This is a genomic window from Avibacterium sp. 20-132 (genome assembly GCF_023611925.1).
GTDB lineage: Bacteria > Pseudomonadota > Gammaproteobacteria > Enterobacterales > Pasteurellaceae > Avibacterium.
The window spans coordinates 720312-736507 of the sequence record NZ_CP091456.1; the positions used below are offsets into that span (position 1 = coordinate 720312).

Consider the following 16196-nt stretch of genomic DNA (forward strand, 5'->3'; position numbering starts at 1 on the left):
ATTTTAGTAATGGTAAGATAATCATCTTATATTGACAAGTAATTTTTATTTTTCCCTATGGTATTTTTTTACATCGGTCTTTAAGAAGGGACATCTAAAGGTTTTTCATCAAAAAAAGCAACCCCTTTCGAGATTGCTTTGGATTAAAGATAATGAACAAGACCTTCAAAACCTTGCGGCTAAGAGTCGGTTTGCAGATTACTGCAAATTCTGTGCTGGCAATGCTGGATTTGGATTGCCTGTAATATGCGGACTATAAGGATAGTTCGCACCGTAAAGCGATGCTGGACCGATTGGACCCGCAATTTTTTTACTTGTACCTGAGTTAAGTTCCGTACCTTGTGCTTTCACCACGATACGGCGGTTCGGGAGTAAGCACTCTTTAGTGGCTTTATCGTTACCTTCACAGGCTTTGACTTGATTCACTTTATCATAACCTACCGCACTTAACTCCGCTTTTACGGTCCGCACGGCGTTGCGAAAGGTCTAAGTTGTACGGCTCTGCCCCCATACAGTCGGTGTAACCTTCAATGATTGCGGTTTTCACATTTAGACTATTTAATTTGTTCACCAATTCCGCCATCACTTGTTTCCCTTCCGCTTTTAAATCTACTTTATCGAAATCAAACAAGAAGCCTGAACTTAAATTAAACTCCTGGTCGGTATTACAACCATTCGGGAACTAAAAGAAACTTTAGGCGTTCATATTACTGCCAAAAAGCACTTTGTATTGGCAAACTTTATGTACGCCGTTTTCACGATAGTTAAAGACATAATCCCATTCGCGTACACCGTACAAACCTTCGGCAAAATGTGGGCGGTCAATGAGATTGTAAAGTTGGTCTTTATTCATTCCGCGTTCGATTTGGCGAACGTTATCCCAGTTTACCCACGAGCCGAATTGTGAACCGTCGTGATTGAATTTAGATTGCTCAATCTTAGGAAAGACGGGATTATCTGCTGTACCGTCTTTGGTTAGATTGGAAAGATTGCTGCAAGCGGTCAATAATGCATAAGAGATTGCAAGTGCGGTCAATTTTAATGATGTTTTTATACTGTTAAACCTTTTCTAAATAATGTGAAATTCGGGAAAGGGAACGCCATTGCTGGCGTTCCGTTGCATCAATGAATGTTAATTACCATTCGTAGCCAGCCCCTACTTTACCGCAAGAGTTTGCGTTAGTGTGAAGTCTAAAACAACGTTACCGTTGTCGCTCGCACTAGAGTAACCAACAGCGACTGCATTTTGACCTTCATAAGTCCCTACGGCGGTAAATACCATTGATTTACCATTGCCACGAACTTGAGGTAATACAGCGGTAGCATTTGCACCTGCGATATCTGCTTTTAAACGTTTATTTTGTTTTTCTAAACGTTGTTCCACATTATTTACACGACCACACGTTTTTTTGAAACTATTTGTTTTTCGTTTTTCATTAATAATAATTTATCTATCAGAAATGGCTGCTCGATTTTTATGTAACTATTTTTGATCATTTTGTAACTTTTATTAAATCATAGTTACAATTTTTTATGTGGGAGTGATAGCTTTCGCAACTATGAAAAAAGATGAAAAAACGCAACAAGATCAGCGAGAAAGACTACGTTTTGCTGAAAATTTAAAGAAAGGATTAATTGCCAAGGGTTATGCCGCCCGTGGCAATGTTCTTGAACGTGAATTTAATTTGCGTTATTACGGTGCGTCTATTACTCCACACACTGCAGGAAAATGGTTGCGGGGTGAGAGTATTCCACGTCTTGATAAACTGAAAACACTTGCTAGTTGGCTACAAATTAATTTGACGGACTTGGTATCCCCTGAAAAACTAGAACGCCTAGAAGCTGGCGAACTTCGCCGTTCAGATATTTTGGAACAACATCGCTGGGAAAACATCGCCACCCAACAAGACAAAGCCCTTTTCAGCCACTTCCTTGATCTCCCCGAACCTCAACGCAATGTTGTACGAGAAGTGATTATGGCGCTATATAAACAACACTGCGAATAATTGGTTTTTGCCTGTAGTGGCGGACCTATGTGCCCGCCATTTTGATTTTTCCATTTGTTGCTTGGAAAACATTATTTGGGCAACAGACAAATCTCCCCTAACCCCTCTTTGCTAAAAACGGGGACTTTGATGAAGAAAAAGTGATAGTCTGAAATGAAAATAATCACAAAAGTGCGGTGGAAAATTTCGAGATTTTTTACCGCACTTTGTGATTTTAGGGTATGCTAGGCACTTTCCTTATGGCTGAAATAGTTAAAAGATAGATAAAATGAGCAACGAAATTAAACTGAATTATCACAAAACCCATTTTCTGACGAGTGCGCCGAATATTCGCGTGTTGCCTGAAGATAGCGGTATGGAAATTGCCTTTGCAGGACGTTCTAACGCAGGAAAATCCACTGCACTTAACGCCTTGACCAATCAAAAAAACCTTGCCCGCACGTCCAAAACCCCGGGACGGACGCAATTAATTAATGTGTTTGAAGTGGAACCGTTCTACAAATTGGTAGATTTACCGGGCTATGGCTATGCTGCCGTGCCTGAGCAAATGAAAATCCAATGGCAGAAAGCTTTGGGCGAATATTTGCAAAAACGTGAATGTTTAGGCGGTGTGGTGATTTTAATGGACATTCGCCACCCTTTGAAAGATTTAGACCAACAAATGATCGAATGGGCGGTGTCTGCTGATTTGCCAGTGCTGTTATTGCTCACCAAAGCGGATAAACTAAGCCAAAGCGCCGTGAGTAAGCAAGTGAAAATGGTGCGCGAAGCCATTTTGCCATTCCAAGGCGATGTGCAAGTAGAAGCCTTTTCCGCCTTGAAAAAACAAGGTATTGATAAACTAGCAAGAAAATTGGATAGCTGGTTTAGCGCTGTGATTGTGGAAGATGAAGAAGTGTAATCAACGAAAAAGTGCAGGGCAAATTCTGCACTTTTTTTACAAGTATTCTAAAAAATAAGTGATAATTGTTTATGATCTTTTAACCCCATGAATTCTAATCTCGCATTTGGAACTGTAGGAAAATCTTGTTTAACTAACGCACTAAATTTTTCTAACCATTTATAATTCTTACTTTCCGTCTGCTTAACTAAATACCAAAGCACTAAAATTCTACCAAAAACTCTTTGTGCTGTTTTTTCATTTATTTCAATATCTTGATTTGGAGGCAAAATAATAGCATTAAAGTCTTTATTCCAAATTCGAGAGTGGTGAGCGCATAGATTTCTTAAAATATTAATTTCATGTAACCATTTTCCAAATTTATTACTATCAACATTAAATTTTTTAGCAATCTTTTTCTTATATGAACCTTTCAAAAAAGAATAGTATTTTGATAGCATTCCAAAATCCCATATTTCTATAATAACCCAGAATGGAATCTTCTTATTTTGATTACGATGATAAAGAATAAACTCTGAACGATTACCCTTAATTTCTTTCTCTAATTTTGGTAACCATATATCATAATAGCTTTTTCTTACCTTTTCAGAAGCCAAGTTAAGAAATATCTCTTTTTCATAAGCTAATGGATCAATGCGGCCTAGCTCATGTGCGATTATAGAGCGTATATTAATTTCAAGACGTTCAATAATATCTAATAACAATAATCGTAATTTTTTATCAAATAAATACAATTTATAAATATCTTCAAATTTTGTGTTTGGAAGAAACTCATCAATAAATTGTGTTTTTTGATTTCCGTCGTGAATTATCGTTTCTATTTTCCTGCTAGTAAACCAAAAGCCAGATAAACGATAATATCCAACTTGAGAAAGTTTTCTTGCAGCATAAATAGGATCTTCGATAATCATATTTCGAGAGAGTAAGATATCAACTAAGGAACTATATTCTTTGTGAGGCTTCGTTGCAGACATACTAAAAATATGAAGAAGAAAGGTAAGGAGGCAGCTTTAACTCTTAACATTTCGGGTTAAGGTCAGTTTTATCTTTTAGGCTGCCCCACGATTGCGGCTATTATATATAAAGTAATACTAAACGCAAGCTAGCTCTCTCATTTTCTCGATCCCGATCGCAAAAAAGTGCGGTGGGAATTTTCTTTATTTTTGGCTTTTTCTATATTAGTTCTTCAAATGAAATGAGATAAAGGATAATAAATGTCATTAGCCATTGTTTATAGCCGTGCGTCAATGGGGGTGCAAGCGCCGCTGGTTACTATTGAAGTGCATTTAAGCAACGGGAAACCGGGTTTTACCCTTGTGGGATTGCCAGAAAAAACGGTGAAAGAAGCACAAGATCGCGTGCGAAGTGCGTTATTGAATGCCAATTTTAAATACCCTGCCAAGCGGATTACAGTGAACCTTGCACCCGCAGATTTACCTAAAGACGGTGGGCGTTTTGATCTGCCTATTGCCATTGGGATTTTAGCTGCTTCTGAACAAGTTAATCCTGAACGTTTAAAGCAATTTGAGCTACTGGGTGAACTGGCTCTAACAGGTCAATTACGTGGAGTTCACGGCATTATTCCAGCGATTTTAGCGGCTAAAAAAGTGCGCCGTTGCCCGATTATTGCCAGACAAAATGCCAATGAAGCGGCTTTAGTCGCCGATCAAAAAAGTTATTTTGCGCAGAATTTATTAGAGGTGGTGCAATTTATTAATGAACAAGAAAAACTGCCCCTTGCCACGGATTTAACCACGCAAAGTGCGGTGGATTTTTCTTTCAAAAATCAAGCAGATTTAACGGATATTATTGGTCAGCAACACGCTAAACGAGCCTTAACCATCGCCGCTGCAGGGCAACATAATTTATTGCTTTTAGGGCCGCCTGGTACGGGAAAAACAATGCTGGCAAGCCGTTTAACGGGGTTATTGCCAGAAATGACCGAGCAAGAAGCCATAGAAACTGCTTCCGTTACTAGCCTTGTACAAAATGAGCTAAATTTTCAAAACTGGAAACAACGCCCATTTCGTGCGCCCCACCACAGTGCGTCTTTGCCTGCTTTGGTGGGTGGGGGAACGATCCCAAGGCCGGGGGAAATCTCCCTTTCGCATAATGGCGTGTTGTTTTTAGATGAGCTACCAGAGTTTGATCGCAAAGTGCTAGATGCTTTGCGTCAGCCGTTAGAAAGTGGCGAAATCATTATTTCGCGCGCCAATGCGAAAATCTGTTTTCCAGCAAAATTTCAACTGATTGCGGCAATGAACCCAAGCCCTACTGGACATTACACTGGTGTGCATAATCGCACTTCACCACAACAAGTGATGCGCTATTTGAATCGTCTTTCAGGGCCGTTTTTAGATCGCTTTGATTTATCCATTGAAGTTCCCCTTTTGCCTAAAGGTGCATTACAACACATTGAAAATAAAGGGGAAACCAGTGAACAAGTGCGGTCGAAAATTATTAAAGTTCGTGAAATTCAATTTGCCCGCGCTGGAAAAATCAACGCACATTTAAGTAGTAAAGAAATTGAACGAGATTGCAAAATTAGCTCGCAAGACGGTATTTTTCTTGAAAATACGCTCACTCAATTAGGGCTTTCTGTGCGTGCTTATCACCGCATTTTAAAAGTGGCTCGCACCATTGCAGATCTAAATAACGAAAAGCAAATCCAACGCCCTCATTTGGCCGAAGCGCTTTCCTATCGGGCGATGGATCGACTGTTGCAGAAACTTTCAAAGAATTTAGGATAAGCTGAAATTTTATAAAATTTCTAACCGCACTTTATATTTGGTCTGAAAAAGAACACGAGAAAAATTATTTTCTATCATCAATATTTTTTAGTAAATAATTCCCTTGTTCATCGCATAGGCTGCGGAAACCGACGTTGGTGATTTTTAGTTTGGGATCTCGGTTAATCTGGGAATAATCAAAATTTTCGTGGTGATGGCCGTGGAAAATGTGCGTTGCGCCGATTTTTTTCGCCAATTTGTTGAATACGGAAAAGCCAAGAGGGTGGGGTCTTGGTGCTTCGTGGGAGATGAGGATATCCGCTTGCAGATTTTCTAGTTGCTCAAAATCAGAAGGAAAAATTGAGGTGCGGTGGCGCAATGGCAAACCTCCGCGCCAGATTTTCTCTTGTGGGCAATATTGACAATAATGGATTGGGTCGAAAAAAACAGGTTTATTGGGTGGCATCCAAATTTGTCCGCGGAATACGCCACCTAATCCAGCAATGCGTTTGCCTTGAATGGTTTGTACGCGTCCGTGTAGGTTTCGGCTTTTCCATTCTGTTCCCCAAATGGCTTCAAAGGCGGCAACGGTTTTGCTGTCGTGATTGCCGTGAATAAACCAGAGATCGCAATATTGCGCCAATTTATCCAATTCTTCTGTGGTGGTGAGTTGTAAATCCCCGAGTATGACAAGGGCGATACCCTCTTGTTCTTGCACAAAAGGGTAAAGATGGTCGTATCTTCCGTGTGGGTCGCCTGCAAATAAGATCATAGGGGCTGTTATTCCTCAAAAATGGATTTATCGTTGTTTAGTTCGGGAAGCTCTTCTTCATTGAGAATTTTTTCTACAATGGATTTCACCTTATTATAACGCTCTAAATAGCTTGGTGATTCAATTTCAATATAAGGCACGTTATATTTATCCAATAATTTTTTCAATAATTGTTGGAAACGTTGGCGCTGTTTGTGGCTACCAAGGCTACGCAAGCCGTCATCTACCCATTTGGTGTTGTTGTTCAATAAAATCGTAATATCGAAAGGATATTCTTTGATCATTGAATCCAAAAACGGGTGCGCTTTGCCTTCATATTGAATACAAAATGCTTGTGTGGTGATGAAGTCTGTATCCACAATCGCGACTTTATGGGCGTGGCGCACGGCGTAGTCAATATAACGTTGATGACCTAACGCCATTTGTGGGTAATCAGAATATTGCATCGCTTGTTCATCACCCCCTAATTTTTCAAACACAAACTCACGCCCATATTCCCACGCTGACGTGGTGTTGAATACGGTGGCAAGTTTATTAACTAACACGGTTTTTCCGCTGCTTTCGCCGCCTAAAATGGCAATAGTTTTAGCGAAAAATGGACGCACTTCTTTCGGGATAAATTTCCAATAATGGAAAGGCGTATTACGAATTTTGGTGGCAGAAACATTAAAGAATTGACGCTGTGGATCAACCAATTCCACCTGTAAATTCAAATATTTTTCGTAAGGTGCTTTGTCTTGCGGTTCGCTACTAAATACCACGCTAGGATTCACCTGTTTTTCTTCAAAAAGCTGTTTAACCCGCTCTGCCCACGCAGACCAGCCGTTCGGATAGCTCGGCAAGCCGTCTTCCACTAAATGATGAATGAAAATTTGGTTTTTCTGATATTTAAAAATTTGTTGCATCCAACGCAGACGATCTTGCACCGTTGGCATACGCTTCATTTTGCTGTCATAAAATAATTTCAGATCGCGCTCTGTATCGCTACACACCACAACGTGGACTTCATCTACTTTACTGAACGCTTCATAAATCATATTAATATGCCCAGTATGCACAGGGTAAAACTTGCCAAAAATCACCCCCACTTTTTTATCTTGCAGATCCGTGATTTGTAGCACTTTATGCAAGGCAGACAACTTGGTCGCGCTTGGGTTTTTGATTTTGCCACTCACCAGCTGATTAAAATAAGCGCGGGTAATGTTGGCTTGCTCACAAACCTCGTTCACTTTTAGATTTAACTGCTTGCGTTTTTGTTGTAGATAGGCGAAAGCGGACATCTTGAAATTCCTTATATTGCCAAATTTATTCAGAAAAAAGACCGCACTTTTCGTTTAATAATCAAAGTGCGGTGAGATTTTAGCACGTTTCTTGCCCTTGATCTTGCGCTTGCAACAGGGCATCGATACGCTTTTCTAACTCGTTCAGTTTCTCACGAGTACGCATTAAAACTTGGGTTTGCACATCAAACTCTTCACGGGTTACAACATCTAATTTGGCCAATTGAGCTTGCAAAACTTGTTTGAATTTTGCTTCTGCATCTTTACCAAGTTCTTTCATTCCTTGCGGTAAAGAATTTTGCACTTGTTGTATAATTTGCTCTATTTTTTGTGGATTTAGCATAAAGACCTCACATTATTGCGTCAATGTGGCATATTGTATGCAATATCGGCGCAAAGAAAAACATTTTTTCTCTATTTAGATTGCGTTATACTATGCAGGCATTCTCAGGGCAGGGCGAAATTCCCTACCGGTGGTAAGTGCAGCACGCATAAGCCCACGAGCGTTTACCTGCAAAAGTAAAGTCAGCAGATTTGGTGAAAATCCAAAGCCGACAGTTAAAGTCTGGATGAAAGAGAATAAACAGATTTACCTTAGGTAAAATCTGCCTTTGTTATTGGATTTTCTTATCTAATGAAAAGCCTTTCCTCATCAGCCCTGATTCAAGTATCCATTAATTTTTTAACAGGTTTTTTACTATGAATCAGTCAATTTTATCCGCATTTGGCACGCCACAAGAGCGTGTTGAAAAAGCCATTGAAGCTTTCAAACAAGGCAATGGCGTACTCGTTTTAGACGATGAAGATCGCGAAAATGAAGGGGATTTAATTTTCCCAGCGCAAACCATCGAACCTGCGCAAATGGCAAAACTTATTCGTTACGGCAGCGGCATTGTTTGCTTATGTTTAAGCGATGAAATTTGCCAACAGCTTGATTTGCCGCCAATGGTACAAAATAACACCAGCGTCAATAAAACGGCATTTACCGTAACCATTGAAGCCGCGGAAGGTGTATCCACAGGTGTTTCTGCAGCCGATCGTGTAACCACCATCAAAGCAGCCGTTGCAGATAATGCAAAACCGCAAGATTTACACCGCCCAGGGCATATCTTCCCATTAAGAGCCGCAGAAGGTGGCGTATTAAAACGCCGTGGACACACCGAAGCCTCCGTCGATCTTGCAGTGCTTGCAGGCTATAAACCTGCTGCGGTAATCTGTGAAATCACCAACGATGATGGCACAATGGCACGCACCCCTGAAATCATTAAATTCGCGAAAGAATTTGGTTATCCCGTGATGACGATTGAAGATTTAGTGCAGTATCGTTTAAAAGGTGAGTAAACAAATATTGAAATAGCAGGATTTTTCCTGCTATTTTTTTATCTATAGGCTTTAAACTGTTTTATACCTAGGGTTTTCTGCATTAAATTAACCAGATAACTTTATTGAAAATGTAAAAGTCTTGATCTACAAGGTGATATAAATTAACTTATCCGCAAGATTACTGATAATAAAAAAGCCTGCATATAGCAGGCTTTTCAATATCAAAATTATATTATTCAGCTGATGAAGCTTCTTCAGCAACAGCTGGACGATCTACTAGCTCAATGTATGCCATTGGAGCATTATCACCAGCACGGAAACCACATTTTAAGATACGAGTATAACCACCCGCACGTTGTGCAAAACGTGGACCTAATTCATTGAATAATTTAGCAACAGTTTCAATGTTGCGAGTACGAGCAAAAGCTAAACGACGGTTTGCAACACTGTCTTCTTTTGCTAATGTAATTAACGGCTCAACTACACGACGTAATTCTTTTGCTTTTGGCAATGTTGTCTTAATGATTTCATGACTAACTAATGCACTTGCTAAATTACGGAACAGCGCTTTGCGATGGCTGCTATTACGGTTTAGTTGACGACCACTCTTACGATGGCGCATGATCTTATCCTTCTCAGAAAAATCTTAACCTAATGACCACTAATCTTCAGCGATACTTGCTGGTGGCCAATTTTCAAGGCGCATACCAAGTGATAAGCCACGAGAAGCCAGCACATCCTTAATTTCAGTAAGTGATTTCTTACCAAGATTAGGCGTTTTTAATAACTCAACTTCTGTACGTTGTACTAAATCACCGATATAGTGAATTGTTTCTGCTTTCAAACAGTTAGCAGAACGAACTGTCAGCTCTAAGTCATCAACAGGACGTAAAAGAATCGGATCAAATTCCGGTTTTTCTTCCTTGACTTCAGGCTGACGAACATCTCGCAAATCAACGAATGCATCAAGTTGCTCTGCTAAAATTGTTGCTGCACGGCGAATTGCTTCTTCTGGATCAATAGTGCCATTTGTTTCTAGCTCAATCACTAACTTATCTAAGTCAGTACGTTGTTCTACACGCGTTGCTTCAACATTGTAAGCAATACGTTGAACTGGGCTATAACAAGCATCTACTAATAAACGACCGATAGGACGCTCTTCATCTTGAGAATGAACTCGAGCAGAAGCAGGAACATATCCTCTACCACGTTGTACACGAATACGCATATTAATTGATGCATTTTCATCAGTAAGATGGCAAATGACATGTTCAGGATTCACAATTTCGACATCACCATCATGGGTAATATCTGCTGCAACAACAGGGCCAATTCCAGATTTGCTTAGTGTCAGAAATACATTATCTTTATTCTGTACTTTAACCGCTAGGCCTTTTAAGTTTAGAAGTACTTCAAGAATATCTTCTTGAACCCCTTCTTTGCTACTATACTCATGCAATACCCCATCAATCTCTACTTCAGTCACAGCACAACCTGGCATTGAAGATAGAAGAATTCGGCGCAATGCATTACCTAGAGTATGGCCGAAACCACGCTCTAACGGTTCTAAGATCACTTTAGCATGAGTAGAGCTAATTTGCTCAATATCAACTAAATGTGGTTTTAAAAATTCTGTAACAGAACCCTGCATTTTATCCTCTCTTTGCTACGAAGCTTTAACTATTATTTAGAGTAAAGCTCTACGATCAGATGTTCGTTAATGTCTGCTGATAAATCAGAACGTTCAGGAACACGTTTGAACACACCTTCCATTTTAGCAGCATCAATTTCTAACCAAGTTGGTTTTTCTTTTTGCTCTGCTAATTCTAATGATGCTTTAATACGAGCTTGTTTCTTAGATTTTTCACGAATAGCTACAACATCATTTACTGAAACTTGGAAAGATGGAATGTTAACCACACGACCATTAACAACAACTGCTTTATGGCTCACTAATTGGCGAGCTTCTGCGCGAGTTGCAGCAAAGCCCATGCGATAAACAACGTTATCCAATCGACCTTCTAATAATACTAGTAAATTTTCACCAGTATTACCTTTTAGACGGTTTGCCTCTTTATAGTAGTTACGGAATTGACGTTCTAAAATACCATAGATACGACGAACTTTTTGTTTCTCACGTAACTGACTACCATAGTCTGACAAACGAGGTTTACGAGCACCGTGTTGACCGGGTGCTGTATCAATTTTACATTTTGAATCAATCGCGCGTACTCCTGACTTAAGGAATAAGTCAGTACCTTCACGACGGCTTAGCTTGAGTTTTGGACCCAAATATCTTGCCATTTTCTTTCTCCAACTATCCTAATACGTCTTATACACGACGTTTTTTCGGTGGACGACAACCGTTATGTGGGATCGGGGTAACATCAGTAATATTCGTAATACGGAAACCCGCTGCATTTAATGCACGGATTGTCGACTCACGACCTGGACCCGGTCCTTTTACCATAACTTCCAAGTTCTTTAAGCCAAATTCTTTGACCATTTCTGCACAACGTTCAGCAGCTACCTGAGCAGCGAACGGAGTGGATTTACGAGAACCACGGAAACCTGAACCACCAGCAGTAGCCCATGCTAGAGCATTACCTTGACGGTCAGTAATCGTAACGATTGTATTATTGAAAGATGCGTGAATATGAGCAACGCCATCTACTACTTGTTTTTTTACACGTTTACGTGCACGAACTGGTGTTTTTGCCATTTAATTTACCCCGACTTATTTCTTGATCGGCTTACGTGGACCCTTACGGGTACGCGCATTAGTTTTAGTACGTTGACCACGCACCGGTAAGCTACGACGATGACGTAAACCACGATAACAACCTAAATCTAATAGGCGTTTAATGTTAAGTGTTACTTCACGACGTAAGTCACCTTCAACGGTAAATTTACCAACTTCGTCACGCAGTTTATCAATCTGCTCTTCAGACAATTCTCTGATCTTAACGTCTTCAGCAATTCCTGTTGCAGCACAAATAGCTTTTGCTCTAGTTTTGCCGATACCGTAAATTGATGTTAATGCAATTACAGTATGTTTTTGATCAGGAATGTTAATGCCTGCAATACGGGCCACTATGCACTCCTATTATTTTAACTAATTTGACATACTGATCTTGAAAAGCCCGTTTTCAGGATACTCAAACAGTATGTCAAGGACATAAATGAGCTGAGCATTATATATGCCCAGCTGGTTCTTTGCAAGAAAAATATCAATTAACCTTGACGTTGTTTATGTTTAGGGTCGCTACATAATACACGAACAACACCTTCACGTTTAACAATTTTACAGTTACGACATAATTTCTTTACGGAAGCACGAACTTTCATTGCTTATCCCTTTTACTATATGAGCATTACTGCCCAAAACCTTTAAGGTTTGCTTTTTTCAACGCAGATTCATATTTTGTTGACATTAAATGACTTTGAACCTGAACGATGAAATCCATAATTACCACTACAACAATCAGCAAAGATGTACCACCGAAATTGAATTGAACATTCCACGCTGACGTCATAATATAAGGAACTAAACACACGAATGTAATATATAGACCGCCAATCAAAGTTAAACGGGTCATTATTTTATCAATGTAGCGTGATGTCTGTTCACCTGGTCTAATTCCCGGAATAAATGCACCAGATTTCTTCAAATTTTCTGCTGTATCACGCGGGTTATATTGCATCGCTGTATAGAAGAAACTAAAGAAGATAATAGCTACTGCATAAACGATCAAATATAAAGGCTGACCTGGATGCAATAACATCGATAAGTCAGTTAACCAATCTAAACTTGCTCCTTGCCCAAACCAAGATGTAATGGTAGCAGGAAACAAGATGATACTCGAAGCAAAGATAGCAGGAATTACGCCCGCCATATTTACTTTAAGTGGTAAATGAGTGGTGTGACCGCCAAGGATTTGACGACCTTGTTGACGTTTTGCATATTCAACTTTAATTCTACGTTGTCCTCTTTCAACGAAAACAACAAAATAGGTTACTGCAAAAACAATAACTGCGATGAGCAACAGAACTAACAAGTGCATTTGCCCTTGACGCGCTTGCTCAATTGTTGCGCCAATTGCTGATGGTAAACCAGCAACAATACCTGCAAAAATAATTAAAGAAATACCATTACCAATGCCGCGTTCGGTAATTTGCTCACCTAACCACATTAAAAACATTGTTCCTGTAACTAAACTAATTACAGCAGTAAAGTAAAAACTAAATCCCAAATTAGGTACTAATCCTGGCAACATATTAGGCAATCCAGTAGAAATACCGATTGCCTGGATCATTGCAAGAACTAATGTCGAATAACGTGTATATTTACTAATTTTTCGACGACCAGTCTCACCTTCTTTCTTTAATTCTGCTAAAGCAGGATGAACCGTTGTCAGTAGTTGGATAATAATAGATGCAGAAATATACGGCATAATACCCAATGCAAATACTGACGCTCGGCTCAAAGCACCACCAGAGAACATATTAAACATATCAATAATGGTGCCTTTTTGCTGCTCAAGTAATTGAGCTAAAACAGCAGCATCAATACCAGGAACCGGAATGAAAGAACCAATACGGAAAACAATAAGTGCACCGAGCACAAATAATAATCGACTTTTCAGTTCACTTGTACCGCTTTGAGTACTTCTATTTTGATAACCTGGTTGCTTAGCCATTTATTAATTATTCCTCAACTGAACCGCCAGCCGCTTCAATTGCTGCTTTAGCGCCTTTAGTTACGCGTAAACCACGAACAGTTACTGCGCATTTCACTTCGCCAGAAAGAATAACTTTTGCAAATTGAATATCTTTAGTTAATACATTAGCCGCTTTTAACGTTTCTAATGTTACAACATTTCCTTCAACTTTTGCTAAATCATTCAAACGAACTTCCGCAGTTACCGCTGATTTCATTGAGGTAAAACCAAATTTTGGTAAACGACGATATAAAGGCATTTGTCCACCTTCGAAACCGCGACGAACACCACCGCCAGTACGAGATTTTTGACCTTTATGACCACGTCCACCTGTTTTACCTAAGCCTGAACCGATACCACGACCTAAGCGTTTTGCACTATGTTTAGCACCTTCAGCCGGAGATAGAGTATTTAAACGCATTCTCTTATTCCTCCACTTTAACCATATATGAAACTTGGTTAATCATCCCACGTACAGCAGGAGTATCAATTAGTTCAACAGTATGGTGCATACGGCGAAGACCTAGTCCACGCAAGGTAGCTTTATGCTTCGGTAAACGAGCGATAGAACTACGAACTTGAGTTACTTTAATAGTTTTAGCCATTGTCCATTACCCCAAAATTTCATCAACGGTTTTGCCACGCTTAGCAGCAACCATTTCTGGTGATTTCATATTTGCTAGTGCATCAATTGTTGCACGAACAACGTTAATTGGGTTAGTTGAACCGTATGCTTTAGAAAGAACGTTACGAACACCAGCAACTTCTAGTACTGCACGCATTGCACCGCCTGCAATAATACCAGTACCCTCACTAGCAGGTTGCATAAATACGCGAGAACCTGTGTGAGTACCTTTAATTGGGTGTTGTAAAGTGCCTTCATTTAAAGCCACAGTAATCATATTGCGACGAGCTTTCTCCATCGCTTTTTGGATCGCTGCCGGAACTTCGCGCGCTTTACCATAACCAAAACCAATACGACCATTACCATCGCCAACTACTGTTAATGCAGTAAAGCTCATGATACGACCACCTTTAACTGTTTTTGATACACGGTTTACCGCGATTAGCTTCTCTTGCAGTTCACCAGCTTGTTTCTCGATGTTTGCCATCTCAAATTACCTCTATTAGAACTGTAGACCAGCTTCACGGGCAGCGTCCGCTAAAGACTGGACACGACCATGATATTTAAAACCGGAACGATCAAATGCAACATCTTTGACACCTTTTGCCAAAGCTCTTTCAGCAATGATTTTGCCCACTACTGCGGCTGCATCTTTATTACCGGTATATTTAACTTGCTCACTAATTGCTTTTTCGACTGTAGAAGCAGCGGCAAGCACTTCTGAACCGTTTGGTGCAATCACTTGTGCATAAATATGACGAGGAGTACGGTGAACAACTAAACGAGTTGCACCTTGTTCACGCATCATATGACGGGCACGAGCTGCACGACGGATACGAGCTGATTTCTTATCCATAGTGTTACCTTAATTATTTCTTCTTAGCCTCTTTTGTACGTACAACTTCGTCAGCATAACGTACACCTTTACCTTTGTAAGGCTCAGGACGGCGATAAGCACGAATATCTGCTGCAACTTGACCAATCAATTGTTTGTCAGCACTTTTCAGAACGATTTCTGTTTGTGATGGACATTCAGCAGTCACACCTGCAGGTAATGTATGCTCAACAGGGTGTGAGAAACCCAAACTTAATGCAACTACGTTACCTTTCATTTGTGCTCTATAACCAACACCCACCAATTGTAACTTCTTAGTGAAGCCTTCAGTAACACCGATAACCATTGCATTAACTAATGCACGCGCTGTACCCGCTTGTGCGTCTGCACCAACTACCCCTGCACGAGGAGCAAAAGTTAATTCATTATTATCTTGTTTAACTTCAACTGAGTTATGAATAGTGCGAGATAACTCGCCATTTTTACCTTTAACTGTTAGTAGCTGTCCGTCAAGTTTAACCTCAACGCCGGCAGGAATACTAACAGGTGCTTTTGCAACACGAGACATTTTCTTCCTACCTCTCTATTAAGCTACATAACAAATAACTTCACCGCCTAAACCCGCTTGACGAGCTGCGCGATCAGTCATTACACCTTTAGATGTAGAAATTACTGCTACACCCAATCCGCCCATAACTTTCGGTAATTCGTCTTTACGTTTATAAATACGAAGACCAGGACGGCTTACGCGCTGAATGCTTTCTACAACAGGCTTCCCTTGGAAATATTTTAAAGTAATTTCCAATTCAGGCTTAGTGCCTTCTAAAACTTTAACGTTTTCAATATAACCTTCCGCAGCTAATACATTGGCAATTGCCACTTTTAGCTTGGATGAAGGCATATTGATCACAATTTTATTCGCAGCTTGACCATTACGAATACGGGTCAACATATCTGCGATTGGATCTTGCATACTCATTGTGCTTTTACTCCGATTCCAAAAT

At 40.0% G+C, this 16196-nt stretch carries 22 protein-coding genes, 1 pseudogene and 1 riboswitch; of the genes and pseudogenes, 4 read left to right on the top strand and 19 right to left on the bottom strand.

Features of this window, described 5'->3' with window-relative positions; genetic code table 11:
• Nucleotides 1-198 precede the first annotated feature (198 nt).
• Nucleotides 199-1054: pseudogene (locus L4F93_RS03335) on the bottom strand (OmpA family protein).
• 102 nt (nucleotides 1055-1156) lie between these two features.
• On the bottom strand, nucleotides 1157-1384 hold the full coding sequence (locus tag L4F93_RS03340) for a YadA C-terminal domain-containing protein (protein WP_250351125.1): 228 nt from the start codon (nucleotides 1382-1384) through the stop codon (nucleotides 1157-1159).
• Between the two features lie 175 nt (nucleotides 1385-1559).
• Between L4F93_RS03340 and L4F93_RS03345 the strand changes: the two genes are divergently transcribed.
• Nucleotides 1560-2006 carry a hypothetical protein gene (locus tag L4F93_RS03345; protein WP_250351126.1) on the top strand — a complete coding sequence of 149 codons (447 nt, stop codon included), beginning with the start codon at nucleotides 1560-1562 and terminating at the stop codon, nucleotides 2004-2006.
• A 268-nt stretch (nucleotides 2007-2274) separates the two neighbouring features.
• A complete protein-coding gene (gene yihA / locus L4F93_RS03350; RefSeq protein ID WP_250351127.1) occupies nucleotides 2275-2907 on the top strand; it encodes a ribosome biogenesis GTP-binding protein YihA/YsxC in 633 nt (210 codons plus the stop codon).
• A gap of 47 nt (nucleotides 2908-2954) precedes the next feature.
• On the opposite strand, the gene L4F93_RS03355 is transcribed toward yihA, so the two are convergent.
• Nucleotides 2955-3881 carry an Abi family protein gene (locus L4F93_RS03355; protein ID WP_250351128.1) on the bottom strand — a complete coding sequence of 309 codons (927 nt, stop codon included), beginning with the start codon at nucleotides 3879-3881 and terminating at the stop codon, nucleotides 2955-2957.
• Nucleotides 3882-4121: 240 nt separating this feature from the next.
• On the opposite strand from L4F93_RS03355, the gene L4F93_RS03360 reads away from it, so the two are divergent.
• Nucleotides 4122-5657, top strand: coding sequence for a YifB family Mg chelatase-like AAA ATPase (locus L4F93_RS03360; protein ID WP_250351129.1), 1536 nt, complete (start codon nucleotides 4122-4124; stop codon nucleotides 5655-5657).
• Nucleotides 5658-5721: 64 nt separating this feature from the next.
• On the opposite strand, the gene L4F93_RS03365 is transcribed toward L4F93_RS03360, so the two are convergent.
• The 3 genes from L4F93_RS03365 to ubiK all read right to left on the bottom strand — a co-directional run bounded on the left by L4F93_RS03365 (nucleotide 5722) and on the right by ubiK (nucleotide 8031).
• The gene (locus L4F93_RS03365) at nucleotides 5722-6408 is read right to left on the bottom strand and encodes a metallophosphoesterase family protein (protein WP_250351130.1); all 687 of its coding nucleotides are present in this window, start codon (nucleotides 6406-6408) and stop codon (nucleotides 5722-5724) included.
• 8 nt (nucleotides 6409-6416) lie between these two features.
• Nucleotides 6417-7688: a multifunctional transcriptional regulator/nicotinamide-nucleotide adenylyltransferase/ribosylnicotinamide kinase NadR gene (gene nadR / locus L4F93_RS03370; protein WP_250351131.1), complete on the bottom strand. Its 1272-nt coding sequence runs from the start codon at nucleotides 7686-7688 to the stop codon at nucleotides 6417-6419.
• A 79-nt stretch (nucleotides 7689-7767) separates the two neighbouring features.
• Nucleotides 7768-8031, bottom strand: coding sequence for a ubiquinone biosynthesis accessory factor UbiK (gene ubiK, locus L4F93_RS03375; protein WP_250351132.1), 264 nt, complete (start codon nucleotides 8029-8031; stop codon nucleotides 7768-7770).
• Nucleotides 8032-8127: 96 nt separating this feature from the next.
• A riboswitch (FMN riboswitch) is annotated at nucleotides 8128-8273 on the top strand.
• A 114-nt stretch (nucleotides 8274-8387) separates the two neighbouring features.
• Between ubiK and ribB the strand changes: the two genes are divergently transcribed.
• On the top strand, nucleotides 8388-9029 hold the full coding sequence (ribB, locus tag L4F93_RS03380; RefSeq protein ID WP_250351133.1) for a 3,4-dihydroxy-2-butanone-4-phosphate synthase: 642 nt from the start codon (nucleotides 8388-8390) through the stop codon (nucleotides 9027-9029).
• A gap of 214 nt (nucleotides 9030-9243) precedes the next feature.
• Here ribB and rplQ read toward each other — a convergent pair whose 3' ends face one another.
• The 13 genes from rplQ to rpsH all read right to left on the bottom strand — a co-directional run bounded on the left by rplQ (nucleotide 9244) and on the right by rpsH (nucleotide 16171).
• The gene (gene rplQ / locus L4F93_RS03385; protein ID WP_103854517.1) at nucleotides 9244-9633 is read right to left on the bottom strand and encodes a 50S ribosomal protein L17; all 390 of its coding nucleotides are present in this window, start codon (nucleotides 9631-9633) and stop codon (nucleotides 9244-9246) included.
• A gap of 39 nt (nucleotides 9634-9672) precedes the next feature.
• A complete protein-coding gene (locus tag L4F93_RS03390; protein WP_126371196.1) occupies nucleotides 9673-10662 on the bottom strand; it encodes a DNA-directed RNA polymerase subunit alpha in 990 nt (329 codons plus the stop codon).
• Nucleotides 10663-10694: 32 nt separating this feature from the next.
• On the bottom strand, nucleotides 10695-11315 hold the full coding sequence (gene rpsD, locus L4F93_RS03395; RefSeq protein WP_250351134.1) for a 30S ribosomal protein S4: 621 nt from the start codon (nucleotides 11313-11315) through the stop codon (nucleotides 10695-10697).
• A 28-nt stretch (nucleotides 11316-11343) separates the two neighbouring features.
• A complete protein-coding gene (rpsK, locus tag L4F93_RS03400) occupies nucleotides 11344-11733 on the bottom strand; it encodes a 30S ribosomal protein S11 (RefSeq protein WP_012072238.1) in 390 nt (129 codons plus the stop codon).
• Nucleotides 11734-11748: 15 nt separating this feature from the next.
• Nucleotides 11749-12105, bottom strand: coding sequence for a 30S ribosomal protein S13 (rpsM, locus tag L4F93_RS03405; protein WP_017805524.1), 357 nt, complete (start codon nucleotides 12103-12105; stop codon nucleotides 11749-11751).
• Nucleotides 12106-12245: 140 nt separating this feature from the next.
• A complete protein-coding gene (gene rpmJ / locus L4F93_RS03410) occupies nucleotides 12246-12359 on the bottom strand; it encodes a 50S ribosomal protein L36 (protein WP_005548767.1) in 114 nt (37 codons plus the stop codon).
• Between the two features lie 26 nt (nucleotides 12360-12385).
• Nucleotides 12386-13711, bottom strand: a complete 1326-nt coding sequence (gene secY, locus L4F93_RS03415; RefSeq protein ID WP_250351135.1) for a preprotein translocase subunit SecY — start codon at nucleotides 13709-13711, stop codon at nucleotides 12386-12388.
• A gap of 7 nt (nucleotides 13712-13718) precedes the next feature.
• Nucleotides 13719-14153 (bottom strand): 50S ribosomal protein L15, encoded by a 435-nt coding sequence (rplO, locus tag L4F93_RS03420; protein WP_250351136.1) that lies wholly within the window; start codon nucleotides 14151-14153, stop codon nucleotides 13719-13721.
• A gap of 4 nt (nucleotides 14154-14157) precedes the next feature.
• Nucleotides 14158-14337: a 50S ribosomal protein L30 gene (gene rpmD / locus L4F93_RS03425; protein WP_103854522.1), complete on the bottom strand. Its 180-nt coding sequence runs from the start codon at nucleotides 14335-14337 to the stop codon at nucleotides 14158-14160.
• Nucleotides 14338-14343: 6 nt separating this feature from the next.
• Nucleotides 14344-14844 (bottom strand): 30S ribosomal protein S5, encoded by a 501-nt coding sequence (gene rpsE / locus L4F93_RS03430; RefSeq protein WP_103854523.1) that lies wholly within the window; start codon nucleotides 14842-14844, stop codon nucleotides 14344-14346.
• A gap of 15 nt (nucleotides 14845-14859) precedes the next feature.
• Complete coding sequence (gene rplR, locus L4F93_RS03435; protein ID WP_046098797.1) at nucleotides 14860-15213, bottom strand: 50S ribosomal protein L18; 354 nt, start codon at nucleotides 15211-15213, stop codon at nucleotides 14860-14862.
• Nucleotides 15214-15226: 13 nt separating this feature from the next.
• The gene (gene rplF / locus L4F93_RS03440) at nucleotides 15227-15760 is read right to left on the bottom strand and encodes a 50S ribosomal protein L6 (protein WP_046098796.1); all 534 of its coding nucleotides are present in this window, start codon (nucleotides 15758-15760) and stop codon (nucleotides 15227-15229) included.
• Between the two features lie 18 nt (nucleotides 15761-15778).
• A complete protein-coding gene (gene rpsH / locus L4F93_RS03445) occupies nucleotides 15779-16171 on the bottom strand; it encodes a 30S ribosomal protein S8 (RefSeq protein ID WP_250351137.1) in 393 nt (130 codons plus the stop codon).
• Between the last annotated feature and the right edge of the window lie 25 nt (nucleotides 16172-16196).